General features: G+C 67.7%; 16 protein-coding genes and 3 pseudogenes. 8 read left to right on the forward strand and 11 right to left on the reverse strand.

Going from position 1 to position 24,721, the window contains the following annotated elements; genetic code table 11:
* Positions 1-25: 25 nt before the first annotated feature.
* Complete coding sequence (locus DL544_RS02380; RefSeq protein ID WP_061478647.1) at positions 26-388, reverse strand: TfoX/Sxy family protein; 363 nt, start codon at positions 386-388, stop codon at positions 26-28.
* Complete coding sequence (locus DL544_RS02385; protein ID WP_004140850.1) at positions 385-867, reverse strand: GAF domain-containing protein; 483 nt, start codon at positions 865-867, stop codon at positions 385-387. Before DL544_RS02385 ends, DL544_RS02380 begins: the two co-directional genes overlap by 4 nt.
* Before the next feature lie 68 nt (positions 868-935).
* On the opposite strand from DL544_RS02385, the gene bioD reads away from it, so the two are divergent.
* Positions 936-1,628 carry a dethiobiotin synthase gene (gene bioD / locus DL544_RS02390; RefSeq protein WP_065179287.1) on the forward strand — a complete coding sequence of 231 codons (693 nt, stop codon included), beginning with the start codon at positions 936-938 and terminating at the stop codon, positions 1,626-1,628.
* Between the two features lie 64 nt (positions 1,629-1,692).
* On the opposite strand, the gene DL544_RS02395 is transcribed toward bioD, so the two are convergent.
* From DL544_RS02395 to msrB, 4 genes are all read right to left on the reverse strand, one after another.
* Positions 1,693-3,141, reverse strand: a complete 1,449-nt coding sequence (locus tag DL544_RS02395; protein ID WP_139726683.1) for an aminotransferase-like domain-containing protein — start codon at positions 3,139-3,141, stop codon at positions 1,693-1,695.
* A gap of 171 nt (positions 3,142-3,312) precedes the next feature.
* Positions 3,313-4,050: a peptide-methionine (S)-S-oxide reductase MsrA gene (msrA, locus tag DL544_RS02400; protein ID WP_065179295.1), complete on the reverse strand. Its 738-nt coding sequence runs from the start codon at positions 4,048-4,050 to the stop codon at positions 3,313-3,315.
* Positions 4,051-4,064: 14 nt separating this feature from the next.
* On the reverse strand, positions 4,065-5,834 hold the full coding sequence (locus DL544_RS02405) for a cytochrome c biogenesis protein DipZ (RefSeq protein WP_139726684.1): 1,770 nt from the start codon (positions 5,832-5,834) through the stop codon (positions 4,065-4,067).
* Positions 5,835-5,836: 2 nt separating this feature from the next.
* Complete coding sequence (gene msrB / locus DL544_RS02410; protein WP_065179290.1) at positions 5,837-6,409, reverse strand: peptide-methionine (R)-S-oxide reductase MsrB; 573 nt, start codon at positions 6,407-6,409, stop codon at positions 5,837-5,839.
* A gap of 145 nt (positions 6,410-6,554) precedes the next feature.
* Between msrB and DL544_RS02415 the strand changes: the two genes are divergently transcribed.
* Together DL544_RS02415 and DL544_RS02420 are read left to right on the forward strand one after the other, a co-directional pair.
* Positions 6,555-7,274 carry a response regulator transcription factor gene (locus tag DL544_RS02415; protein ID WP_005415146.1) on the forward strand — a complete coding sequence of 240 codons (720 nt, stop codon included), beginning with the start codon at positions 6,555-6,557 and terminating at the stop codon, positions 7,272-7,274.
* Positions 7,271-8,739: pseudogene (locus DL544_RS02420) on the forward strand (sensor histidine kinase). The gene DL544_RS02415 and the pseudogene DL544_RS02420 overlap by 4 nt, the downstream one beginning before the upstream one ends.
* Here the strand turns inward: DL544_RS02420 and DL544_RS02425 are convergent.
* Positions 8,736-10,084, reverse strand: a pseudogene (locus DL544_RS02425) (ATP-binding protein). The pseudogenes DL544_RS02420 and DL544_RS02425 sit on opposite strands and share 4 nt — an antisense overlap.
* Entirely contained in the window at positions 10,081-10,770 is a 690-nt protein-coding gene (locus DL544_RS02430; RefSeq protein WP_005415149.1) for a winged helix-turn-helix domain-containing protein, read from the reverse strand. The pseudogene DL544_RS02425 and the gene DL544_RS02430 overlap by 4 nt, the downstream one beginning before the upstream one ends.
* A 349-nt stretch (positions 10,771-11,119) precedes the next feature.
* On the opposite strand from DL544_RS02430, the pseudogene asnB reads away from it, so the two are divergent.
* Positions 11,120-13,020: pseudogene (gene asnB, locus DL544_RS22305) on the forward strand (asparagine synthase (glutamine-hydrolyzing)).
* 788 nt (positions 13,021-13,808) lie between these two features.
* On the opposite strand, the gene DL544_RS02440 reads toward asnB, so the two are convergent.
* Positions 13,809-14,156, reverse strand: a complete 348-nt coding sequence (locus DL544_RS02440) for a phasin family protein (RefSeq protein ID WP_053501159.1) — start codon at positions 14,154-14,156, stop codon at positions 13,809-13,811.
* A gap of 116 nt (positions 14,157-14,272) precedes the next feature.
* The gene (gene queD, locus DL544_RS02445) at positions 14,273-14,635 is read right to left on the reverse strand and encodes a 6-carboxytetrahydropterin synthase QueD (protein WP_005407953.1); all 363 of its coding nucleotides are present in this window, start codon (positions 14,633-14,635) and stop codon (positions 14,273-14,275) included.
* A gap of 192 nt (positions 14,636-14,827) precedes the next feature.
* Here queD and DL544_RS02450 point away from each other — a divergent pair, with 192 nt between their 5' ends.
* Both DL544_RS02450 and DL544_RS02455 read left to right on the forward strand, forming a co-directional pair.
* Positions 14,828-17,467: a TonB-dependent receptor plug domain-containing protein gene (locus DL544_RS02450; RefSeq protein WP_139726685.1), complete on the forward strand. Its 2,640-nt coding sequence runs from the start codon at positions 14,828-14,830 to the stop codon at positions 17,465-17,467.
* Between the two features lie 74 nt (positions 17,468-17,541).
* The gene (locus DL544_RS02455) at positions 17,542-20,136 is read left to right on the forward strand and encodes a M14 family zinc carboxypeptidase (RefSeq protein WP_139726686.1); all 2,595 of its coding nucleotides are present in this window, start codon (positions 17,542-17,544) and stop codon (positions 20,134-20,136) included.
* 564 nt (positions 20,137-20,700) lie between these two features.
* Here DL544_RS02455 and DL544_RS02460 read toward each other — a convergent pair.
* Positions 20,701-22,119, reverse strand: coding sequence for a DEAD/DEAH box helicase (locus DL544_RS02460; RefSeq protein WP_005415154.1), 1,419 nt, complete (start codon positions 22,117-22,119; stop codon positions 20,701-20,703).
* 900 nt (positions 22,120-23,019) lie between these two features.
* On the opposite strand from DL544_RS02460, the gene DL544_RS02465 reads away from it, so the two are divergent.
* Both DL544_RS02465 and maiA read left to right on the forward strand, forming a co-directional pair.
* On the forward strand, positions 23,020-24,009 hold the full coding sequence (locus tag DL544_RS02465) for a fumarylacetoacetate hydrolase family protein (RefSeq protein WP_065196201.1): 990 nt from the start codon (positions 23,020-23,022) through the stop codon (positions 24,007-24,009).
* Between the two features lie 14 nt (positions 24,010-24,023).
* Positions 24,024-24,692, forward strand: a complete 669-nt coding sequence (gene maiA / locus DL544_RS02470; RefSeq protein ID WP_139726687.1) for a maleylacetoacetate isomerase — start codon at positions 24,024-24,026, stop codon at positions 24,690-24,692.
* Positions 24,693-24,721: the final 29 nt, after the last annotated feature.

Here is a 24,721-nt window from a genome sequence, read left to right on the forward strand (position 1 = left end):
CCAGCGGCCGGCACTACCGGTGCAGTCAATCCTCGTCCGCGCGCTCGGTCACGCTGTCTTCCGCCTCATCGTCGGCATCGAAGCGCTGCTCATGCACCGGGCCCGACGCCGGGCCGGCCGCCTTCAGCGGATGCGCGGCGATGCGCGCCTCATAGTCCTGCACCAGCGCTTCACGCTGCGGCTCGCTCAGCTCCTGCCAGTGGCAGTCCAGCAATGCGCCTTCCAGCGAGTACAGCAGGTTCAGGCTGGGCTTGAAGCCGGCCCGCTTGACCTTGACGAAGGCGCCGACTGCGCCGATCGCAACCAGGTCCTCGCGGCTGCGCAGCCCGACCTGGCGCAGCCACGCTGCACTCTTCGGGCCGATGTTGCGCAGCTTCGGTGCGCTCATCCCAGTGCCTCGACGAACACGCGGGCGATGGCTTCCAGGCCGGCCTGATCGTCGGCGTCGAAGCGGCCGACCTTCGGGCTGTCGATATCGAACACGCCGATCAGTTCATCGCCGCGCAGCAGCGGCACCACCAGCTCCGAACGCGAGGCCGAGTCGCAGGCGATGTGGCCGGGGAAGGCATCGACGTCGTCCACGCGCTGGGTTACGCGCTGGCTGGCGGCGGCACCGCACACACCCTTGTCCAGCGGGATGCGCACGCAGGCCGGCAGGCCCTGGAACGGGCCGACCACCAGTTCCTTGCCGTCATACAGGTAGAAGCCCACCCAGTTCAGGTCGGGCAGGGCGTGATAGACCAGTGCGGAGAGGTTGGCCGCGTTGGCGATGCGGTCGGACTCGGCGTAGACCAGGCCACGGGCCTGTTCCAGCAGCTGGGCGTATTGTTCCGGCTTGCTGCCGGTGAGCGAGGCATTGGCGAACATGCCTGCAGTCTAGCAAGTGCGCCGGGCCGGCGATAATGCGCGCACTGTTGCCCTGTTGGAGCCCATCGATGCCGTTGCCCGCTACGCTGCCGCCCGCCCTGTTCGTTACCGGCACCGACACCGAAATCGGCAAGACCGCGGCCAGCACCGCGCTGCTGCATGCACTGCGCCAGCGTGGCCTGCGCGCGGTGGGCATGAAGCCCGTGGCCAGCGGCAGCGAGGACCTGGGGCAGGGCCTGCGCAACGAGGACGCGCTGGCGCTGCAGGCGGCCAGCTGGCCGGTACCGGACTATGCCGACCTGAATCCCTATGCGCTGCGGCAGCCGCTGGCACCGGAGCTGGCCGCTGCCGAGGACGGCGTGCAGGTGGCGCTGGCGCCGATCGTGGCCGCGTTCGAACGCCTGCGCGCGAAGGCCGATATCGTCGTGGTGGAGGGCGTGGGCGGTTGGCTGGCACCGGTCTCGGCCACGCTGGACCAGCTCGACCTGGTGCGTGCGCTGCAGCTGCCGGTGCTGCTGGTGGTGGGCATGCGCCTGGGCTGCGTCAACCACGCGCGGTTGACGCAGCAATCACTGCAGGCCAGCGGCGTGGACTGCCTGGGCTGGATCGGCAACCACATCGACCCGGCGATGCAGCGCCAGGACGAGAACATCGCCACGCTGCAGCAGCGCCTGCCGATGCCGTGTTGGGGACGGCTGCCGCATCTGCCGAATGCCAGTGGTGAAGTGCTGGCGGCGCACCTGCTCGACGACCTGGGGTAGTGCCGGCCGCTGGCCGGCAACCTCGATGAATCACGTCCGTGCAGTTGCCGGCCAGCGGCCGGCACTACCGTGCTGCAGCCGCCAGCTCCCGCGCGATCGCACCCAGCCGTTCCACCGCACCGATGAAGCGCGCATCCAGGCTCTGGCAGCACGACAGCCGCAGGCAGTGGCGATAGCGCGCACCACGCGAATAGACCTGGCCGGGCATGAACACGATGTCCTCCTGCAGCGCTCGCTCGAACAGCTCTCGCGTGTCAACGCCCGGCAGTTCCAGCCACAGCAGGAATCCGCCCTGTGGTTCGGTGGCGCGGGTGCCTGCCGGGAAATGCTCGGCTACCAGCTGGCGCAGCCGTCCCACCTGTTCGCGGTACAGGCGGCGCATGCGATGCAGATGGTGCTCGTAGCTGCCTGCTTCCAGATACGCGGCCACCGCATCGCCGAGCAGCTGCGGCTCACCGCCGGTGGACTGGAACTTCAGCAGCGCGATGCGCTCTGCGAAGCGACCGCCATCCAGCCAGCCGATGCGGTAATCCGGCGCCAGTGTCTTTGAGAAGCCACCGACCACCATCACCCAGCCATCGCGATCAAAGGCTTTCAGCAACGGGGCCGGTGGCTCGCAGAACTGCAGCTCGGCGTACACCGCATCCTCGATCAGGGGCAGCTGCCGTGCGTTGACCAGCTCGGCCAAGCGTTGCTTGGCGGCGGTCGGCATGGTGCAGCCGAGCGGGTTGTGCACGGTCGGCATCACCACCAGTGCGGCCAGCGGCGTGTGCTCCAGCAGCGCATCCAGTGCATCTACATCCAGTCCGTGCTGCGGGTGGGTGGGTAACTCGATGACCTGCAGGCCGAGGTTGGCCAGCAACGGATACAGGTTGAAGTAGGACGGCGCCTCGATGCCCACCGCATCAGCGGGCTGGGTGACCGCGCGCAACGCCAGCTGCAGGGCTTCCATCGCACCATGGGTCAGCAGGAGTCGCTCGGCGTGGGTGTGCAGGCCCATGCGCGGACTGCGGCGCACGATCTGCGCCAGCAGCCGCGGTGAACCATTCGGGCGCGCGTAGGTCTCCACCGTCTGTTGGCCATGGCGCAGTACCTGCGCGGTGTGCTTGGCCAACTGCGCGCCGGGGTAGAACTGGCGACCACGCGGGCCGGCGAAGGCCAGGTCGACCACACCCGGGCGGCGCTGCGCTTCCAGCACGCGCGCCATCAGCACCTGCTGCAGCGGTGCGGTGGGTGCCGAGGGCGCATCGCGCAATGATCGTTCCGGCACCGACAGCCGCGGCGCCACCTCGAAGCCGGCCTTGGGCCGCGGAATGACCAGGCCCGCATCTTCCAGCTGGCGATAGGCGGCGATCACCGTGTTGAGGCTGAGCCTGCGCTGCGACGCCATCTGCCGCAGCGAAGGCAGGCGGCTGCCGACCGGAAGGCGACCGCCGTGGATGGCCTCAGCCAGTTCGTCGGAGAGCCGCTGGTAGCGTGGAGGGATCATCGTGGCCTGGTCATCTGTATCCATCGAGCATCCCGCCATCTGGTGCTGTACCCATGATGATGGCGAGCCTAGCATGTCGTCGTCGGCCGGGCCTGATCGGGGCGTGGCTGGCGCATTCCAAGCGCACGGCGGGACCGCCGTGCGTCTTTTTTTGTGTGTAGAGCCGAGCACCGATCAGCCCCAGGGCAAATGCCGTCAGCGCATCGGCACCAGCACCGCCTCGCGCCGGTACAGCGCCGGGAACTGCCTGGCCAGGGCCGCCAGCTTCGGTGCGTCGTAGTAGCGGATGTAGGCGGCCTGCGGGTAGTTGGTCATGTAGTTCTGGTGGTAGCTCTCGGCCGGGTAGAAGCGCTGGCCGCTGACCAGCTGGGTGACGATCGGTGCGCGGTAGCTGCCGGCCTGGCTGAGCTGGGCGATGTAGGCACGGCTGGCCGCCTGCTGGCGGGCGTCATCACTGAAGATCGCCGAGCGATACTGGCTGCCGTGGTCCGGACCCTGGCGGTTGAGCTGGGTCGGGTCGTGCGCGACCGAGAAGAACACCTGCATCAGCTGTCCATAGCTGACCTGGCGCGGGTCGTAGTCAATCTTTACAGCTTCGGCATGGCCGCTCTGTCCACCGCTGACGCGCTCATAGCGCGCATTGGCTGCACTGCCACCGATATAGCCGGACACCGCATTGCTCACGCCCTTGACGTGCTGGAACACGCCCTGCACGCCCCAGAAGCAACCGCCGGCAAACACCACGCTGGCGTGGGTGGCGTCATCGCGGAACGCCGCATCGCCGGTGGGGGCCGGCAGTGCCTGGATCTGCGCGCTGGCTTCGACCGGCGCCGCAGCCGCACCGTGATCGACCAGCAGCACCCCGGCAATCAATGCCATGGCCACCAGGCCGGCCACACCGGCGGCGATGCCCTGTTCAAAGGAGAGTTTCATCATGTGCTCCCGGTTCAACCGAAGGTGAAGGCATAGGCCTGCACGCCCGCATCGAGGAATTCGATCTCGAAGCGATGCGGACCGACCGTGCCGCGCTGGCGTACCAGCTGGTACAGGCGATGCTCGTCGACCACGCCACTGCCATCGGCGCCGACATCACTACCGGCATCGGCGGCGGGCAGCGCCTTGCCATCCAGCCAGACGCGGAAGCGCACCGGCGTGCCGTCGCGGCTGGGCGCCAGCACCAGGTGCAGGTCACGCGCATGGAACTGGAAGGCAATGCGGCCACCGGCCTGCTGCAGCTGTGCGGCTTCATCGGTGACGGTCCAGCGCCCCGACAGTCCCCACTGGTTCAACGCCAGGGTGGTCGGCAGCGTGTAGTCGAACGCGCTGTTGCTGCGCTGTCCGCCGGGCGAGGCGAACTGCTCGGCGCGGGCGTGGCCCAGATAGGTTTCCGGCGAGCGCAGGTTGCCCATGTCGGCCTGCACGGCCACGCCTTTCAGGTCGGCGGCAGCAGGATCGGCAGGCGGCGGCAGGTTGGCCTGCCCGGCCTCGGTCAGCAGGCGACGGATCATCTGTTCCGAACGCGCGTAGTTGCCTTCGCCGAACTGGTGGCCGCGGATGTTGCCCTGCGCATCAACGAAGTACTGCGCCGGCCAGTAGCGGTTGTTGAACGCGCGCCAGATCGTGTACTGGTTGTCGAGTGCCACCGGGTACTCGACCTTCAGCTGCTGCACCGCCTTCATCACGTTGCGCGGGTCACGCTCGAAGGCGAACTCCGGCGTGTGCACGCCGATCACCACCAGGCCGTGGTCGCGGTAGCGGCGCTCCCATTCGTGAACGAACGGCATCGCACGCAGGCAGTTGATGCAGGAGTAGGTCCAGAAATCGACCAGCACGACCTTGCCGCGCAGCTGCTGGACCGTCAGCGGTGGGCTGTTGAGCCAGCCGGTGGCCCCGTCCAGCGCGGGCAGGGTGCCTTCGACCGGCAGCGGTGCATCGCCAGCGGCGTCGGCACCGGCCATCATCATCATCGGTGGTACCGCCGGCTGCGCGCCGGGTACCGCGTCCAGCAGGCCCTGCTCGATACGCGCGGTGCTGAGCGTGGAAAGACGGGTCAGCAGGCCGGTATCCCAGCCCAGGCCGATTGCCACCACCGCCAGCAGGGCGGCCACGCCCAGCACCTTGCGCAGTGCATTGCCGAGTCCAAGCCGCGCCTGCAGCGCACGGAACACCCGGCCGCCCACCCACACCGCCAGTGCCAGCGCGGTGATCGCGCCCAGCGCATACGCCAGCAGCAGGGCGCTGGTACCCACGCTGGCACCATGCAGGGCGGCACCGGTCAGCACCAGGCCGAGGATCGGACCTGCACACGGTGCCCACAGCAGGCCGGTGGCGATGCCGATCAGCAGCGAGGTCCACGCGCCGCCGCGCCCAGCGGCATCCGCGGCATCGGCGCGCGCGCTCAGACGGGCACCCACGCGCTGGAACGGCGCCAGCAGATGGTCGGCCACTCGTGGCCACAGCAGGGCGACCGCGAACAGCGCCATCAGCAGCAGGGCGATCCAGCGCCCGACCTGGTTGGCCTGTGCCACCCATTGGCTGCCCACCGCGGCCAGGCTGGCGACCACGGTGAAGGTGAGCGCCATGCCCAGCAGCAATGGCAGCGTGCTGCGCAGGAACGGACGGTCGGCACGCGCGAACACGAACGGCAGCACCGGCAGGATGCAGGGGCTGAGCAGGGTCAGTGCGCCCCCCAGGTAGGCAAGCAGCAACAGCAGCATCGTCAGGCTCCGGAAACAGGGGAAGAACCGACCGGCACCCGCCAGCCGTCGGCAGTGCCATCCGTGGCGCCGGGAACGAACACCATCGCTGCACCGTTCATGCAGTAGCGCAGCCCGGTCGGGCGTGGGCCATCGTTGAACACATGGCCGAGGTGGCCGCCACAGCGACGGCAGTGCACCTCCACCCGCAGCATCCCGAAGGTAACGTCGCGGTCTTCGCCGATGGCGTTGTGCAGCGGCGCCCAGAAGCTGGGCCAGCCGGTGCCGCTCTCGAACTTGGTGGACGAGGAAAACAGCGGCAGCGCACAGCCGGCACACGCGAAGGTGCCCTGCCGGTGTTCCTTGTTGAGCGGGCTGCTCCACGGCCGTTCGGTGGCCTGCTGGCGCAGCACCGCGTACTGCGCCGGGGTCAGGCGCTGGCGCCACTCGGCATCACTGTGCATGACCTCGAACTGTCGCGACGGACGCGCTTCAGCGGCGGCCGGGGCGGCGCGGCTGCAGGCCCCCAGGCCGAGCAGGCCGGCGGCGGTGGCAACACCTCCCAGGCCCAGCAGATGGCGGCGGGACAAGGACATGGCGGACTCCGGGAAGGGGATGACGGGGCCATGCTGCGCCCGCCCGGGTCAACGAATCCTCACGCAGGATTCAATTTTTCGTGAGGTATCGGCGGCCGTCCCGCGCCACAATGCAACCCGCCTCCCCACTGGCCTTGAGCTGACGATGTCGACCAAACGCGTGCTGATCGTTGAAGACGATGCCCACATCGCCGACCTGCTGCGCATGCACCTGGGCGATGAGGGCTACGACGTCGCCCATGCTGCCAGCGGCGATGCCGGCCTGCGCCTGCTCGAGCAGGAAGGTCCCTGGGATGCGCTGGTGCTGGACGTGATGCTGCCCGGCGTGGACGGCCTGCAGGTATGCCAGCGCGCACGCGCGATGGCGCGGTATGTGCCGATCATCATCATCAGTGCGCGCGGCAGCGAAACCCAGCGCATCGTCGGCCTGGAACTGGGCGCGGACGATTACCTGGCAAAACCCTTCTCGATGCCGGAACTGGTGGCACGCGTGCGCGCGCTGCTGCGCCGCGCCGAGGCGATGGCGCAGAGCGCACGCATCGATGCCGGCGCGATCGAGCTGGGGGGACTGCAGTTGGACCCGGTCGCGCGTACCGCCTCGGTGGATGGCAATCCATTGGAGCTGACCCCGCGCGAGTTCGACCTGCTGTTGTTCTTCGCCCGTCACCCGGACCAGGTGTTCGCGCGCATGGAACTGCTCAACCAGGTCTGGGGCTACCAGCACGATGGCTACGAGCATACGGTCAACACCCATATCAACCGCCTGCGCAGCAAGATCGAGCCCGATCCGGCCAATCCGCGGCGGCTGCTGACGGTGTGGGGCCGTGGCTACAAGCTGGTCGACCCGGCCGGAGCAGCGGCATGATCAAGCCGAACCTGTGGCAGAAGCTGGCAGTGGTGACCGCTGCGCTGATGCTGACGTGCTGCATGGCGCTGCTTGCACTGCAGATGCGTGCCAATACCCGCCACGAGCAGGAGGTGGTACAGCGGTTGTCGCTGGGCCTGGCCGAGCACATCGCCCAGCGCAGCGAGCTGATGGATACCAGCGGCATGCGTGATGCGGCGGTGCGGGCGCTGTTCGGCCAGTTGATGGCGGTCAATCCCAGCGTCGAGGTCTACCTGCTGGATGACCAGGGCCGCATCCTCGGCCACGATGCACCCAGTGGGCACCTGGTGCGAAACCGGGTGGACGTGGCGCCGCTGCGCCACCTGCTGGCCGGTGCGCCGTTGCCGATCCTCGGCGATGACCCGCGCAGCCGTGATGGCCGCAAGGTGTTCAGCGTCGCCCCGCTGGTCGTGCAGGGTCGCCAGGCGGGCTACGTGTACGTGGTACTGGTCGGCGAGCACCGGCAGATGCTGGCCGACGATCTTGCGGCCGGCAGCCAGTGGAACACCACGCTGTGGTCGGTGGTGCTGGTCGGTGGCCTCGGCCTGCTGGCCGGGCTGGTGGCGTTCTACTGGGTGACCCGTCCGCTGCGGCGGCTGACCCGACGCATCCAGGCCTTCGACATCGACGCACCCACGCCGTTGCCACCGCCGGAGCCGCTGCGCCCCGGTGAGCGCGACGAGCTGGTGATCCTCGAACACGCGCACGCGCAGATGGCGCAGCGGCTGGGCGAGCAGTGGCAGCAGCTGCGCCAGCAGGACCTGCAGCGCCGCGAACTGGTTGCCAATATCTCGCACGACCTGCGCACGCCGCTGTCGTCGCTGCATGGCTACCTGGAAACGCTGGCATTGAAGGACGCCACGCTGTCAGCGGACGAGCGCCGCCGCTATCTCGGTATCGCGCTGGCGCAGAGCGCCAAGGTCGGCCGGCTGGCGCGCGCGCTGTTCGAGCTGGCGCGGCTGGAGCATGGCGAAGTGCGGTTGGAGTGGGAGGTGTTCGCGCTGCCGGAGCTGCTGCAGGACGTGCTGCAGAAGTTCGAACTGGCGGCACAGGCGCGCGGCCAGCAGCTGCACGCAGCGTTCCCCCCGGCCTGCCGCTGGTGCGCGCCGACCTGGGCCTGGTCGAACGGGTGTTGACCAACCTGCTCGACAACGCGCTGCGCCATGCACCCGATGGTGGACAGATCGAGGTGCGCCTTTGCGCGACTCCCGACAGCGTGGAGGTCAGCGTGGCTGATGACGGCCCAGGGGTGGCGCCGGCGTTGCGCACCCAGCTGTTCCAGGCACCGGCCGCGCTGGGCGCGCGGCGCGGCGAGAACGGCGGATTGGGGCTGTTGATCGTGCAGCGCATCGTGCAGCTGCACGGCCGCCGCATCGAACTGCGCGACAGCGAGCGTGGCGCGCTGTTCGTGTTTGCCTTGCCGCGTGCGGAACCGGCGGCCTAGCAGGCCGCTTCGCATTCGACGATGCCGCCGCCGTTTTCCAGCGGCAGGTGCAGGCGGATGCAGGCACCGCCCAGCGACGAATCGGTTACTTCGACGTGGCCGCCATGCTTGTCGGCCACCACCTGCACCAGTGCCAGGCCGAGGCCGAAGCCGGGACTGCCCGGGTCCAGCCGGACGTAGGGCTGCAGTACCTGGCCGCGCAGTTCGGGTGCAATGCCGGGGCCGTCGTCCTCCACCTGCAGGCATAGCCAGCCGTCATTGACGCTGCTGGCAATACGGATCTGCCGGCGCGCGTAGCGCAGTGCATTGCCGAGCAGGTTGCGCAGTGCCAGCTCCAGCATATGCCGGTTGACGTTGACCAGACCCACCGGCGACAGCGCCTGCTGCACCGGCATCGGCAGCGGCGCGAACTGGGCGACCACGCCGCGCACCAGCGCCGCCAGCTGCAGGCGCTGGCGGGTCAGCTGATGGCAGCGGCCCAGTGCGGCGTACTCGACGCCTGCATCGGTCAGGTGCTGCAGCCGATCCACATCGGTGCGCAATCCGCCCAGTGCATCGCGCTGCCCATCATCAAGCGCGGTGTCCTCCAGGTCGGCCAGGCCGAAACGCATCCGCGCCAATGGCGTGCGCACTTCGTGCGCCACCGCCTGCGCCAGCACACGCTGGCTTTCCAGCAGCTGCTGCAGCTGCTCGGCCATGTGGTTGAAGGCATTGGCCAGTGGCCGCACCAGCGCGGTGCGCGCACGCGGCGCACGCGTGTCCAACTGGCCATCGCGCATCTGCCTGGCCGCCTGCGCCAGCTGCGAGACGTCGCGCCACAACCGATAGACCATCACGTACATCGGCAATGCCACCGCCACCATCAGGATCAGCAGCAGGATCGCCACGCCCGACACTTCGCTGTCCTGCCAGCCCTCGTCCGGCAGCGCTTCATCCAGCGGCCCCAGCATAACCGCGTAGTCGCTGTCACCGATGCGCTGCAGGCTGCGCATGTGCTCCAGGTCGATCTGCACGCGGCCGTTGTTGAACGGCGGACGTTGGCTGGCCGGCAACGCCTTCACTGCCTCAGCCAGCGGCACCATGCGCAGCGCGTAGGCGAAATCGGCGTCGAGTTCGCGTGCCAGCACCGGCCACTGGTCGCGCGGGTTTCGGCGAAGCGGTGCTGCAGCAGGGCATGGGTGCCACGCATTTCGGCCTGCAGCCCGGCTTCGGTGCGGTCCTCCAGCAGGGCATCCCAGGCCCACAGGCCCAGCACGATCAGCAACAGGTGGGCAACCAGGAAGCCGATGCCGTAGCGCAGGAAGTGGAAGGCGTGGCCGCGCATCGCCGAGGGCGTGCGCTTCATCCCCATGCCGAGCGGCTGAACAGGTAGCCGCGGCCACGGACGGTCTTGATCCGTTCCGGCTGCTCGGGGTTGTCGCCCAGCTTGCGGCGCAGGCGCGAGATGCGGGCATCGATCGAACGGTCCAGGCCGTCGAAGGCGATGCCACGCAGGCCGCGCAGCAGCGCGTCGCGGTCCAGGATCTGGCCGGCATTGCTGGCCAGCAGGAACAGCAGGTCGAACTCGGCGGTGGTCAGCTCCAGCAGGCTGCCCTGCAGGTGCACGTTGCGGGTGGACGGGTCGATGCTCAGCTCGCCGAAGCGCAGGCTGCCGTCACGCGGTTCGACCCGGCGGTGGCGGCGCAGGTGGGCGCGCAGCCGCGCCAGCAGCACCCGCGGTTCGATCGGTTTGCCGATGTAGTCGTCGGCCCCCAGCTCCAGCCCCAGAACCTGGTCGATGTTGTCGGTGCGGGCGGTCAGCACGCAGATGATGCCGTCATAGAGGGGCCGGATCTGCCGACACACTTCGAAACCATCCTGGTCGGGCAGGCCGACATCGAGCAGCACCAGGGCTGGTTTCTCGGCCAGGATGCGGGCCACTGCGCGCTCGCCGCTGCGCTCGTGGGCCACCTGGTAGCCATGCCGTTGCAGGTAGTCGCTGACCATCGTTCCCAGGCGGGCATCGTCTTCGACCAGTACGATATCCAGCATTTCCAAGGCCTCCGTAGGCGCAAACGTACCGCCACGGCACGAGCGCGGCGATGCTATCCCAGCCATCGGGCCGCCCGGGTCCCGGGGCGGGCGCCATTCAGCCGGGGTTGCTGGCGCAGGGGCCGGGTCTCAGTCCCGGCAACAACTTGGCGTTCAGCATAGCCTGATGCTGTTACAAAACGTTACCTTCGTGATACGACGGGTGACGATCGCTGACAGCAAAGCGACTGACGCCGCGCGGTCCGGCGCCGAGCATGGAGTCTCCTCCGCTCCGCGTGCCGTCCCCCATGTCGCCCGCCGCCCTCTGCCTGCTGAACCCGTCCCGCCGCCGCCAGTGCGGAGGCTCCCGATGAGCGGCGTGGTCGGGGCCTGGTTGCCGCCCGCCGAGGACGAGCAGTTGCTGCAGCAGCTGGCGCCGATGCTGCGGGCGCTGCAGCAGCGTGGGCGTGGCCGCATCGGCTACTGGACCGACGCCGAGGCCGGCCTCGCGCTGGGCCACTGCCGGGCGCCGACCGATACGCCGTTGCAGCCGCTGAGCTCGGACTGCGGTCGCTACGTGCTGTGCCTGGACGGCCGCCTGTACAACCGCGCTGACCTGCAGGCGCAGTTGCGCGATCTGCCACGCAGCTGCAGCGATGCACGGCTGCTGCTGCAGGCGATCGTCGAATGGGGCGTGCAGCGGGCGCTGTCGCGTATCGAGGGCGCCTTCGGTTTCAGCGTCTGGGACCGCGAGTCGCGCGTGCTGTGGCTGGCCCGTGATCCGGTGGGCGAGCGGCCGCTGTACTACGGCTGGTACCAGGGCCAGTTCCTGTTCGCCTCGGAGTTGAAGGCGCTGCAGGCCTTCGCCGGGTTCGCACCGAGCATCGACCAGGATGCACTGAGCCTTCTGCTGCGTCACGACTATGTGCCGGCGCCGCACACGATCTACCGCGGCATCCACAAACTGGTGGCGGGCGCGATGCTGCGCATCGATCTCAGCGACCACGCCGCCGGTTACTCCAGCCAGGCCGCGCAGGGGGGGCGCGTTACTGGTGCGCACGCGACGCGATGCAGCGTGCACTGCAGGAGCCGCTGCAGCCGGCGCCAAGCCTGGAACAGGCCACCGACCAGCTCGAAGCGGTACTGCAGAAGGCCATCGCTTCACGCATGCACTCGCCATTGGCCTGTGGCGCGTTCCTGTCCGGCGGCACCGACTCCTCGCTGGTGACGGCGATGATGCAGGCCCAATCGACCCTGCCGATCGGAGCCTGGACGGTCGGCTTCGACGATCCGGGACATGACGAGAGCGACTGGGCGTCGCAGGTCGCGCGCCATCTGGGTGTGCAGCACCACCTGCACCGCATGGACGCGCGCCAGGGCCTGGATCTGCTGCAGCGCCTGCCGCAGGTCTGGTGCGAACCGTTCGCCGACGCCTCGCAGCTGCCGACGCTGCTGGCCAGTGAACTGCTGGGGGCACGCAAGCCGGTGGCGCTGACCGGTGACGGTGGCGATGAACTGTTCTTCGGCCACCCCAGCTATGGCCGCGCGCTGCGCAATGCGCGCCTGTGCGGTGGCTTGCCGGACTGGGTACGCGACCTGGCGCGGCGCAGCGGCAACCGCATGAACGCCGAGCGTGGTCGTCTCGGTGGATGGCGTGCCTTGGTGGCCGAAGTTGCTGCCAACGATGTGGAAGGCCACTACCTGCAGCGGGTGACCCGCTGGCGGCAGCCGGCGCAGGTGGTGCTGGGCGCGCGTGAACCGGTGACGATCTTCCAGCAGCAGGACTCGGCGCTGCCGGCCGAAGCGCGCATCCAGCTGCTGGATTTCCGCATGGATCTGGCCGAGGGCATCCTGGCCAAGGTCGACCGCGCGGGCATGGCGGCGGGCGTTGAAACCCGTGCGCCACTGCTGGACATGGAGGTGGTGCGACTGGCCTGGCGCCTGCCGCAGCACCTGAAGTACCACGACGGCGAACACAAACTGATCCTGAAGCACCTGTTGGCACGCTACCTGCCCGAGCCGCTGGTGTACCGTCCCAAGCGCGGCTTTGGCCCGCCGATGGCGCGCTGGCTGGCCGGTCCGTTGCGCGATTGGGCGGAGGCGCTGCTGGACCCGCAGCTGCTTCGCAATCAGGGCTGTTTCGATCCGGCACGCGTGCGCGGCATTTGGGAAGCGTTCCTGCGCGGCGAGCGCAAGTGGCACACGCACCTGTGGAACGTGTTGATGTTCCAGGCGTGGCACCAGCACTGGCACGGTGGTCGCGGGCGCTGAGGTTCCTTCGCGGTGTGTTCTGCGTGGCGTGTGGCGGATTCGTTCTGCGTGGCGCAGGGCGGAGACCCTTGCGTACGAATGTCCTCCGGCGCCGGCCGTTGGCCGTCACCTCCCCCTTTACTTCGTACGCAAGGGTCTCCGCCCTGCGTTCGGAGTTCGTCGGCGCGTCATTGAAAGGTTGCCGCGAGCACTGCGCTCTACCCACCGCAAGCCGAGCCTCGTCGGGGCGGGCAGGGGTCTGGGCAAAGTAAAGGAGGAGGTGACGGCCAACGGCCGACGCCGGGGGACATTTGCCCAGACCCCTGCCTGCCCCGGCGGGGCCCATCAGTTCGCGGGGAATCGAGACGAAGACACGCTTGTGGCGGGCTCATTCTGCGTGGCGCAGGGCGGAGGCCCTCGCGTACGAATGTCCTCCGGCGCCGGCCGTTGGCCGTCACCTCCTCCTTTACTTCGTACGCAAGGGCCTCCGCCCTGCGTTCGGAGTTCGTCGGCGCGTCATTGAAAGGTTGCCGCGAGCACTGCGCTCTACCCACCGCACGCCGAGCCTCGTCGGGGCGGGCAGGGGTCTGGGCAAAGTAAAGGAGGAGGTGACGGCCAACGGCCGGCGCCGGGGGACATTTGCCCAGGCCCCTGCCTGTCACGGCGGGGCCCCTCAGCTCGCAAAGACATCGGACGAAGACGCACTTCGGAATCCGAACACCAGGCAAAAAAAGACCCGGCAGAGGGAGGGATCTGCCGGGTCCGGATTGCATGGGGGGAGGGACCCATGCAATGAGCGTTGCGTCGCGTCAGTGGTTGTTCGCGTCCGCCGTTGATTCGTTGCAGCCCTGCACCAGTTCGGACCACGCCTTGCTGGCCTGCAGGCCGAGACCGACCACATCCTGCTGGGCCTGGCCCAGCCGCTGCAGGTTGTCCTGCCACAGCTGTGCACCCTTGTTGAGCATCCCGGCCGTGTCGTCGCTGCGGGCCAGTTCACCCAGCCAGCCGCCGGTCGCGGTCAGGTTGCGCTCCATCACCTTCAACTGCACGCCGAACATGCTTTCCGCGTTCTCCAACGCCAGCCGGTTCGCACGCGTGGCTGCGGCGGCGAGCTGGCGGGTGGCATCACTGAAGCGATCGCTGAAGGCGGCGGCCATGGGGCATCAGGGAGTGGCTTGATGCAGTGCAGCATACGCTCTTGATGCGGCAATGCAACAAAAATAACAAAGGCGCCCAGGGCGCCTTTGAAACACCTTTCAGATCAATGGGTTGATCAAGCCGTCGGACCGCGGTAGCGGCAGCCGGAGGTGCAGGTTTCGTGCACGGTGATCTCGCTCAGCGCCGGCAGGCTGGGCTTGAGTTCGTTCCAGATCCACACCGCCAGATTCTCGCTGGTCGGGTTCTCCAGGCCGGGGATGTCGTTGAGGTAGTGATGGTCCAGGCGGTCATAGATCGGCTGGAAAGCCGCCTTCACGTCGCCGAAGTCCATGATCCAGCCAGTCTGCGCGCCGGGCTCGCCCTCGACCTTCAGTTCCACCCGGAACGAGTGGCCGTGCAGGCGCGCGCACTTGTGCCCCGGCGGCACGTTGGGAAGGCGGTGCGCCGCCTCGAGCATGAAGACTTTGAAGATTTCCATGGCGCAATTGTACGCCGCAGGCGGCCCGGCAGCCTGAGCGGACGCCGGGCTTTCGTGAAGTGACTCTTTCCATCCGGATGAAGAGATGATAGTTTCTCTTATATCCGTATGAAGAGATGTTATTGGCCGGGCGCCGGCCAGGCATGGACTACTGCGGAACTTCGTCGTCCTTACCACCTCCCCCACATCGTCATGCCCAAGCACACCCTGCTCGTGGCGGCCCTGGCCGTCGCTCTGGCCGCGCCGTTGTCCGCCGCCGCCGAAACCTCCGCCGACGCCAGTGGCGAAGCCAGCACCCTGGCCGCCGTGCGTGTCACCGGTTCCAACATCAAGCGCACCGATACCGAGGCCTCCAACCCGGTGCAGGTGATCGGTCGCCAGCAGCTGGAACAGACCGGCAAGGCCACCGTGGCCGACGTGCTGCGTTCGATCTCGGCCAACACCGGCAATGCCGCCAACGAAACCACCAACAACGGCTGGGCCTCCGGCTCGGCCGGCATCGGCCTGCGCGGCCTGTCGCAGAAGAACACGCTGGTGCTGCTCAACGGCCGCCGTCTGGCCAACTACGGCTTCCCGGCCGGCGGCCTGTCCGATACGTTCGTTGATCTCAACGCGCTGCCGCTGGTCGCAGTCGAGCGCATCGAAGTGCTCAAGGACGGCGCCTCGGCGGTGTACGGCTCCGACGCCGTGGCCGGCGTGGTCAACATCATCACCCGGCAGAACTTCGAAGGCGCCGAGATCGGCGGCAGCTTCGGCGGTGCCGACCAGGGCGGCCTGCACGAGCAGAACCTGAAGTTCGTCGGCGGCCTCGGTGATCTGGACACCGATGGCTACAACATCCTCTTCAGCCTGCAGGGTTACAACCGCGAGCGCCTGGACCAGGACGAACGCAACCTGACCAGGAGCGGCATCTACACCGACAAGCCGGGTGGCCGCTGGAACGGCTGGTCGGCCAAGGGTGCGCGCTACCTGGTCAACGGCGTGTCGGTACCGATGCTCGACGCCAACGGCAACTGCCCGGCCGGCACCACCCGCGTTGCCAGCGCGCCGATTGATGGCCTGTCCGGTGACACCTGCGGCTTCAACCAGGCGCCGTTCACCACGCTGATCCCCTCGACCAAGCGTTACCAGGCCTATGCCAACGGCACCTTCCGCCTGAACGACAACGTCGAGGCCTTCGGCGAAGTGCTGTACAGCCAGATCAAGAGCGCCGCGTGGTTCGGCAGCAGCCCGTTCTTCACCCTGGAGAGCGGCCGCTTCGCACTGAACGCCAACAGCGGCCTGGCCGAGCCGGTGTCGTCGCTGCTGCCGGCCAACAATCCGTACAACCCGTACGGCCGTGCGATCCCGATCGAGTACACGTTCTTCGACCTTGGCGGCACCATCAAGACCAACCGATCCACGGCCTATCGCGGCGTGTTCGGCCTGCGCGGCACCACCGCCAACTGGGACTGGGAAGTCGCTGCATTCGGTGCGCGCAGCAGCGAACGCGAGAGCGTGTCCGGCGGCTTCGCCAACCGCTGGGCGCTGGCCGATGCGCTGGCCACGGGCAGCTACAACCTGCTCAACCCGGCGGCGACGCCGCAGTCGGTGCGCGACTCGATCAACATCGCCACGCTGCGTCCGGCCGAATCCAAGCTGCAGGGCATCGATGCAAAGATTTCCGGCAGCCTGGGCCACACCTGGGCGGGTGAGATCGGCTTCGCGGCCGGTGCCGAGTGGCGCCGCGAAAAGCTCGACTCCAACAACCCGTGGCAGATCGATGCCGGCCTGCAGGTGCGCCCGGCCATTGCCGAAGTACACGGCAAGCGCCAGGTCAGTGCGGCCTACGCCGAAGTGAACGTGCCGCTGGCCTCGACGCTGGAGCTGTCCGCCGCCGCGCGCGCCGACCACTACGACGATTTCGGCGAGGCATTCTCGCCGAAGATCGGCCTGCGCTGGCAGCCCCTGGATGTCCTGCTGGTGCGTGCGTCCGCTTCCAAGGGCTTCCGCGCACCGTCGCTGTCGGAAAACTCCAACAGCACCAGCATCGCCTATGGCAGCGTGGTCGATCCGCGTGATCCGGACGTGCCGGGTTCGCGGCAGAACCCGACCTTCTTCACCGTCGGCAACAACGAACTGAAGCCCGAGCGCACCAGGAGCGTGAACTTCGGTGTGGTGCTGTCGCCGTGGGCCAACACCAACCTGAGCGTGGACTACTACCGCATCCAGCTGGACAACCTGGTCGGCACCAACAACACCCAGACCCTGGTCAACGACAACGTGGCTGGCGCGGTGCAGCGCGATGAGCGCGGCAAGCTGCAGGCGGTCTACAACCGCTACCAGAACCTGAGCGAGCTGAGGACCTCGGGCATCGACGTCGAACTGCGCCAGCGCATCCCGACCGCGGTGCTGGGTGACTTCACCGTGTCCTCGGCTTACACCCACGTGCGCGACTACCGTCGCCCGACCGTGGTCGGTGGCCCGCTGGTCGACTACGCCGGCAGCAACCTGGGCGCGACCCTGCCCAAGGACAAGGCCACCACCACGCTGGACTGGAAGTACGGTGATTTCAACGCAGCCGTGACCTGGTACTACACCAGCAGCTACCGCCAGGAAGCCAGCACCGCAGCCAAGGCCGTGCAGCAGCGCGTCGGCAGCTACAGCCAGTACGACCTGTACCTGGCCTACACCGGCATCGACAAGCTGACGCTGTATGCCAAGGTGCAGAACCTGGCCGACAAGACGCCGCCGTACGACGCCTCGTTCCCGGGCATCCGCGCGCCATACGACTTCAGCCAGTACGACCTGCGCGGCCGCTACTTCACGCTGGGCTTCGATTACCGCTTCTGATCCATCCGCCGCGGCCGGCCACCTGAAGGGACCGGCCGCGCAACTGTCTGCCGTTGTGTTCCAGGGGAGTCACCGTGTCCTTGCATCGCCGTGCCGTTCTTCCGTTGCTGCTTGCCGCCGCCACTGTACTGTCCTGCCCGCAGCCGGCGCAGGCACAGAGTGCCTATTTCTTCCCGCAGGTCACGGATGCGGCAGCCTTCGATGCAGCGGTGCCGACGCCAGAGCAGTTCCTCGGCTACCCGATCGGTAGCCGCTACACCCGGCACGACCAACTGGTGGCGTACTTCCAGGAGCTGGCCAGACGCTCGGACAAGATCAGCGTGCGCGAGATCGGACGAAGCTACGAGGGCCGCCCGCTGCTGATCGCCACCGTCACCGCCGCCGGCAATCACGCGCGGCTGGAACAGCTGCGCCAACAGCACGCGACCCTGGCCGATCCGGCGCAGCCGCGCAGCGCGGCCGGTGACAGCCCGGTGGTGGTGTGGCTGGGTTACAGCGTGCATGGCAACGAGACGTCCAGTGCCGAGGCGGCGATGCTGACTGCTTACTACCTGGTGGCCAACCGCAGTGCCGAAACCCAGCGGTGGCTGCAGCACGCGGTGGTGCTGTTCGATCCGGCACAGAACCCTGATGGCCGCGATCGTGCGGCCAACTGGCACAACGCCTGGGCCTCCGATCCGGCCTCGGCCGACCCGGCCGACAAGGAACACGTCGAACCGTTCCCGCAGGGCCGCACCAACCACTACTTCACCGATCTCAACCGCGACTGGCTTGCCCTCACACAGCAGGACTCGCGGCCGAAGGTGGAGGTGTTCCACCAGTGGTACCCGAACGTGCAGATCGACTTCCACGAAATGGGCAAGGACAGCACCTACTACTTCGAGCCCTCGCCGAAGAGCATGCACAGCCCGCTGATTCCGGCGGCGTCGTATGAATTCAACAAGACCCTGGCCAAGTACCACGCGCAGGCGCTGGATGCCTTGGGTTCGCTGTACTACACCGGCGAGAACTTCGACAACTTCTCGCCGGTGTACGGTTCCACCTACCCGGACTTCCATGGTGCCGTCGGCGTTACCGTCGAGCAGGCCAGTTCGCGTGGCCGCGTGCAGGAATCGGTGAACGGCCTGCTGACCTTCCCGTTCACCATCCGCAACCAGGTCGCCACCGGGCTGGGCACGGTGCGTGGCGCGGTAACTGAGCGCAGCGGCCTGTTCGACCTGCAGAAGCAGTTCTTCCAGAGCGCGCTGAAGCAGGCCGCACAGCAGCCGGTGAAGAGCTTCGTGTTCGGTGATGTGCATGATCCGGCACTGACCCGCCGCCTGCTGGAACTGTTGCTACTGCATCGCATCGAGGTACGCGCGCTGGAGCGTGCAATCACCGTCGATGGGCAGCGCTTCGATGCCGGCAGCGCCTACGTGGTGCCGGTGCAGCAGGCGCAGTTCCGCCTGGTGCATTCGATCTTTGCCGAGACACCGCCGATCAAGGGGGATGTGTTCTACGGCAGCACCAGCTATGCGATCGCACCGGCCTACGGCGTGGCTTTCGCCGGCAGCCGTAGCCGTATCGAGGGTGGCGCACGCGTGACTGCGCTGCCGGCTGAGCAGGGCGCGGTGCTGGGTGGCCAGGCCGGATTCGCGTACGCGATCGACTGGCGCGACTACAACGCCGGGCGCGCGCTGGCCGCGCTGCAGGGCAAGGGCGTGAGCGCACGTGCGGCATTCCAGCCGTTCACCACGGCGACCGCGCAGGGCGACGTCAGCTTCGCCGCCGGCAGCCTGGTGATTCCGGTTGCCGGGCAAACGCTGCAGGGCGCGGCGCTGCTTGAGACAGTGACATCAGCCGCGCGCGAGGCAGGTGTGCAGGTGCACGCGCTGTCCAGTGGCCGCAGCCGCGAAGGCATCGATCTGGGCAGTGACGGCGTCAAGGCGCTGCGCAAACCCGCGGTTGCGCTGGTGATGGGTGATGGCGTGGCCGCCACCGAGATCGGCTCGGCCTGGTTCCTGCTCGACCAGCAACTGCACCTTCCGGCCAGCAAGCTGGACCCGCAGCAGCTGGCCAAGGTGCCGCTGGACCGCTACACCACGATCGTGCTGTCCGGTGGCACCTATACCGGCGTCGATGCCGCGGCGGTGGCTGCACTGAAGCGCTGGGTGCAGGCCGGTGGTTCATTGGTGACCTATGGCAGTGCCTCGAAGTGGGCGATCGAACAGAAGCTCGCCGACGGCGAGAAGCTCGGTAAGGACGAAGAGACTGCCGACGAGAGCCGCCGTGCATTCGGCGACCAGCGCGACATCGCCGCGATCGAGCGGGTCAGCGGCAACATCCTCAGCGCCGATGTGGACACCAGTCATCCGCTGGCGTTCGGTGTGCCGCGCCGGCAACTGGCGATCAACAAGGAGAACACGGTGACGCTGCAGCCGAGTGCGAACCCATTCTCGACGGTGGTACGCATCGACACGCCGCCGCGGGTGAATGGCTATCTTTCCGAGCGCAACCGTGCGCGGGTGGCGGGCAGCGCGTGGCTGCTGGTGTCGGCGCAGGGGCAGGGCAACGTGGTGCTGTTTGCCGATGACCCGGCGCACCGCAAGTACTGGCACGGGACGGATCGGCTGCTGATCAACGCGATCTTCTTCGGGAATCTGGTGAATCCGAGTAAGGCGCGGGGTTGAGGCGTTTGGCGCCGAGTCGTTGTTGTGCTTGGGAGGCAGGGGCCTCAGCCAGGACACGCCGTGAACCCATCCATGGGGGCTCGATGGCGCCATCCTTGGCGCCAACGGTCCTGGCTGAGGCCCCCTGCCTCCCATGACAGTTTCCTGCGGGCGCGGACGCATCAGACCCCAAGGCGGGAGCAAGGGCAAAAGCACAAGCAAAAGCACAAGCACAAGCACAAGCACAGCCAGGAATTGCGACTTCGGCTTTTGCCTTTGAACTTGAATTTGAATTTGAATTTAATCTTTCTTCTCCCGGCTACCCGGTGGGGCAAGTAGGCGCTGGCGATCTCTGAAGCGGCGCAGGGCGCAGTGGGTGCAAAACCGTGAGCGCCATGGATGGCGCGATCGAGCCCCCATGGATGGGTTTACGGCGTGTTTTGCACCCACTGCGCCCTGCGCCGCCCCAAGCCAAACCATCCGCGTGCTTTCAGCCACGGTAGCCAGCAAAAAAAAGGACGGCGCGTCAGCGCCGTCCCTCGATAGCCCCCGCGCAGCGGGAAGCACCCTCCCTGGCAGCTGGGATCAGCCGGCGCGACCGCCGCCGCCGCCCTGGCCGCGGCCACGGCCGCCACCATTACCGCCACCGCCACGACGCTGGCCCTGACCGGCGCCTGCACCCGCACGCTGCTGGCCGTTGCCACCGCCCTCGCGACGGCCACCGCCGGCCTTCTTCGGGCCGGCATGCGCATGGCGCGGTGCATCACCGTGCGGACGGCGTGCGTGGCTCTTGCGCGGTGCGCGCTCGCCGGTATCGTGCTCGGCCTTGCCCGGCGCACTGTTGCCCCAGCGGATCGGAACCTGCAGTTCGAAGCCCGGCACATCGCGGATGTCCATGTCGCGGCCCAGCAGGCGCACGATCGCGCGCAGCAGCTTCACTTCATCCTGCGCCACCAGCGAAATCGCCTGGCCGGTCGCGCCGTTGCGGCCGGTACGACCGATGCGGTGCACGTAGTCCTCGGCCACCATCGGCAGGTCGAAGTTGATCACCTTCGGCAGCTCGTTGATGTCGATGCCGCGCGCAGCGATGTCGGTGGCCACCAGCACGGTCACGCGGCCGGCCTTGAAGTCGCCCAGCGCACGCAGGCGCTGGCCCTGGCTCTTGTTGCCATGGATCGCCGCGGTCTTGATGCCTGACTTTTCCAGGAACGTGGCCAGCTTGTCGCTGCCGTGCTTGGTGCGTGCGAACACCAGGGTCTGCTCGCGGCTGTCCTGCGCCAGCAGGTGCAGCAGCAGGTCGCGCTTGCGGCCGGCATCGACCGGATGCACGCGATGGGTGATGGTTTCGGCCACGGTGTTCTTCGGCGTCACCTGGATCTGTTCCGGGTTGCGCATGAACTCCAGCGCCAGCTGGCGGATGTTGTCCTCGAAGGTGGCCGAGAACAGCAGGGTCTGGCGGTTCTGCTTCGGCAGCTTGGCCAGGATGCGCTTGATCGACGGCAGGAAGCCCATGTCGAGCATGCGGTCGGCTTCGTCCAGCACCAGCAGCTCAATGCCGGACAGGTCGACACTGCGACGTTCCAGATGGTCGATCAGGCGGCCCGGGCAGGCCACCAGCAGGTCCACGCCACGGCGCAGGATGTCCAGCTGGTTGCCCATGCCGACACCGCCGTAGATGCAGGCGCTGGGAATGCGCAGGTACTTGCTGTAGCCGCGCAGGCTGTCATGCACCTGGGTGGCCAGTTCGCGGGTCGGGGCCAGGATCAGCGCACGCGGCTTGCGCGGGCCGGCACGCACCTCCTGCGAGGCGGTGCCCAGGTGCTGCAGCAACGGCAGGCCGAACGCAGCAGTCTTGCCGGTACCGGTCTGTGCGCCGGCCAGCAGGTCGCGACCGGCCAGCGCCAGCGGGATCGCCTGCTGCTGGATCGGGGTCGGGGTTTCGTAGCCCTGCTCGGCAAGCGCACGCAGCAGGAAGGGCGCCAGGCCCAGCGATTCAAAAGACATTGAGATTGCTCCAGGTACAAGAAACGCCTGTCCGAGCGGACAGACGGGGCAGATCAAAGTGATCGGCTGACTCGGAGCGTTCCCGTGAACCGCGCTGCGAGAAGTTGGGTGCAGCCGGCACGAAGCGCAGGCTGGAATGCGTGACGAACGGCGTCGGAGTGGGGGCGGGCGAAGAGGGCGGACCCTGGTCGCCGGCGATCCCGGAGGGAAACGGACGGCCGCTGCAGACCTGCCTAGTCTAACCGATGGCTGAGACCTCGCGCAAAAAGCCCCGTTCAGGTAAGGGGGGCTCTCTGCAGGGCTGCGCCCTGCACCCGCAGAGGCCAAAGCGACGTCAACGTCAAAAGCGGGTTTCCTGAGGGATGGCGGGGTGGGTCCGGTGGCGGGAGACGCCGTAAACCCGTCCATGGGGGCTTGGCCGCGGCATCCATGCCGCGGACACTCCCGCCACCGGACCCACCCCGCCTTCGACAGTTTCCCGCGATCTGTCGGAATGGCATGGGGTCAGATCCGTTTTCCGCAGGAAAACGGATCTGACCCCGGAATTTCATTCGAAATCTGACAGATTTCATCCACGCATAGCGTGGATCTATTGGCCACCGGTCTACTGTCGAAGGCGGGGTACTGTGGGTTTGCGGGGTGTGAGCGGCATGGATGCCGCGACCAAGCCCCCATGGATGGGTTTACCGCGTCCCCGCAAACCCACAGTGCCTCGCCATCCCACGGAATGTCCGCTGTTGCTGTTGCATCGGCTGTTGCCTTGGCTTGAAGCGGGTGCAGGGTGCAACCCTGCCGAACCCTCACTGCGGTAGGGTGGGCCGATGCCGCGCTGCAGCTTGGCGCCGCCGCAGATTTGATTACACTTGAAACTTGTTTGCCCACGACTCCGGACACCCACCCATGAAGCTTGGTTCTTTGAAGGAAGGCGGCCGCGACGGCACCCTGATCGTCGTTTCGCGTGACCTGCGCCACGGCGTGCGCGCCACCGGCATCGCCGCCACCCTGCAGCAGGCCCTGGAGGACTGGAGCCACATCGCACCGCGCCTGAACGCCCTGTACGAATCGCTCAACGCTGGCGACGCCGATGGCGTGTTCGACCTCGATCCGCAGGCGCTGGCCGCACCGATGCCGCGTGCCTATGAGTTCGTCGATGGCAGCGCCTACCTGCCGCACGTCGAGCGCGTGCGCCGCGCCCGCGGTGCCGAGGTGCCGGAGAGCTTCTATACCGACCCGCTGATGTACCAGGCCACCAGCGCAGGCTTCTACGGCCCGCGCGATGCGGTCAAGGTGGTCAGCGAGGACTACGGCATCGACCTGGAAGCGGAGATCGTGGTGATCACCGACGACGTGCCGATGGCGGCCACCCCGGAACAGGCCGCCAGCCACATCCAGCTGGTCGGCCTGGTCAACGATGTCTCGCTGCGCAACCTGATCCCGGGCGAGCTGGCCAAGGGCTTCGGCTTCCTGCAGTCCAAGCCGCGTTCGGCGCTGTCGCCGGTGTTCGTCACCCCCGATGAGCTGGGCGCTGCGTGGCAGGACAGCAAGGTGCACTTGCCGTTGCTGACCCACATCAACGGCCGGTGGTTCGGTGCGCCGGAGGCGGGCGTGGACATGCAGTTCAACTTCGCCCAGCTGGTCGCGCATGCGGCCAAGACCCGCCCGCTGGGTGCCGGCACCATTGTCGGCTCGGGCACCATCGCCAACGAAGACACCAGCAAGGGTGCCTCGTGCTTCGCCGAGCAGCGCGTGGTCGAGACCCTGCGTGACGGCAAGCCGAGCACGCCGTTCATGTCCTTCGGCGACGTGGTCCGCATCGAGATGCTCGATGCTGCCGGCAACAGCATCTTCGGTGCGATCGAGCAGCGCATCGAACAGGCGGCCAAGCCCTGAGCATGGAGGCGGCGATGGAGATCCCGGTCGACGACAGCATCGTGCTGTACACCTACTGGCGATCCAGCGCCGCCTACCGCGTGCGCATCGGCCTGGAGCTGAAGGGCCTGGCCTGGGAGGCGCGGCCGGTGCATCTGGTGCGTGACGGTGGCGAGCAGCACCATGAGGCTTATCGCGCGCTCAATCCGCAGCAGCTGGTGCCGACCCTGCTGCATGATGGGCACACGCTGACCCAGTCACTGGCGATCATCGAGTACCTGGAAGAGCGCTTCCCACAGGTGCCGCTGCTGCCGGCCGCTGCTGCGGGCCGCGCACGGGTGCGGGCGCTGGCGCAGCTTGTGGCCTGCGATATCCATCCGATCAACAACCTGCGGGTGATGCAGTACCTGGAACGCGACCTGCAGCTGCCTGCCGACGCCCGCACGCAGTGGACCCTGCACTGGATCGCCGAAGGCTTTGACGCGATGGAAGCGATGCTGGCCAACAGCCGCGACACCGGCACCTTCTGCCACGGCGACCGCCCTGGCCTGGCCGACATCTGCCTGTTGCCGCAGCTGTACAACGCCCACCGCTTCGGCCTGGACCTGGCACCTTACCCGACCCTGCGCCGCATCGAAGCGGCCTGCCAGGCACTGGATGCCTTCGACCGCGCCCGCCCGGAACACCAGCTCGACGCCGCCTGAAAAAAGGGGACGGAGGGGATTAAGTCGTA

It is taken from the genome of Stenotrophomonas sp. pho (assembly GCF_006228405.1).
Taxonomy (GTDB): domain Bacteria; phylum Pseudomonadota; class Gammaproteobacteria; order Xanthomonadales; family Xanthomonadaceae; genus Stenotrophomonas; species Stenotrophomonas sepilia.

Bases quoted from the DNA above. Each gene is read 5' to 3' on its own strand.
- DL544_RS02465 (WP_065196201.1), top strand. From the start codon at position 23,020: ATGAAGCTTGGTTCTTTGAAGGAAGGCGGCCGCGACGGCACCCTGATC.
- DL544_RS02450 (WP_139726685.1), top strand. From the start codon at position 14,828: ATGCCCAAGCACACCCTGCTCGTGGCGGCCCTGGCCGTCGCTCTGGCC.
- maiA (WP_139726687.1), top strand. From the start codon at position 24,024: ATGGAGATCCCGGTCGACGACAGCATCGTGCTGTACACCTACTGGCGA.
- DL544_RS02415 (WP_005415146.1), top strand. From the start codon at position 6,555: ATGTCGACCAAACGCGTGCTGATCGTTGAAGACGATGCCCACATCGCC.
- DL544_RS02405 (WP_139726684.1), bottom strand. From the start codon at position 5,834: ATGCTGCTGTTGCTGCTTGCCTACCTGGGGGGCGCACTGACCCTGCTC.
- DL544_RS02385 (WP_004140850.1), bottom strand. From the start codon at position 867: ATGTTCGCCAATGCCTCGCTCACCGGCAGCAAGCCGGAACAATACGCC.
- msrB (WP_065179290.1), bottom strand. From the start codon at position 6,409: ATGTCCTTGTCCCGCCGCCATCTGCTGGGCCTGGGAGGTGTTGCCACC.
- queD (WP_005407953.1), bottom strand. From the start codon at position 14,635: ATGGAAATCTTCAAAGTCTTCATGCTCGAGGCGGCGCACCGCCTTCCC.
- DL544_RS02440 (WP_053501159.1), bottom strand. From the start codon at position 14,156: ATGGCCGCCGCCTTCAGCGATCGCTTCAGTGATGCCACCCGCCAGCTC.
- DL544_RS02395 (WP_139726683.1), bottom strand. From the start codon at position 3,141: ATGGATACAGATGACCAGGCCACGATGATCCCTCCACGCTACCAGCGG.
- DL544_RS02380 (WP_061478647.1), bottom strand. From the start codon at position 388: ATGAGCGCACCGAAGCTGCGCAACATCGGCCCGAAGAGTGCAGCGTGG.
- DL544_RS02430 (WP_005415149.1), bottom strand. From the start codon at position 10,770: ATGCTGGATATCGTACTGGTCGAAGACGATGCCCGCCTGGGAACGATG.
- bioD (WP_065179287.1), top strand. From the start codon at position 936: ATGCCGTTGCCCGCTACGCTGCCGCCCGCCCTGTTCGTTACCGGCACC.
- DL544_RS02460 (WP_005415154.1), bottom strand. From the start codon at position 22,119: ATGTCTTTTGAATCGCTGGGCCTGGCGCCCTTCCTGCTGCGTGCGCTT.
- msrA (WP_065179295.1), bottom strand. From the start codon at position 4,050: ATGAAACTCTCCTTTGAACAGGGCATCGCCGCCGGTGTGGCCGGCCTG.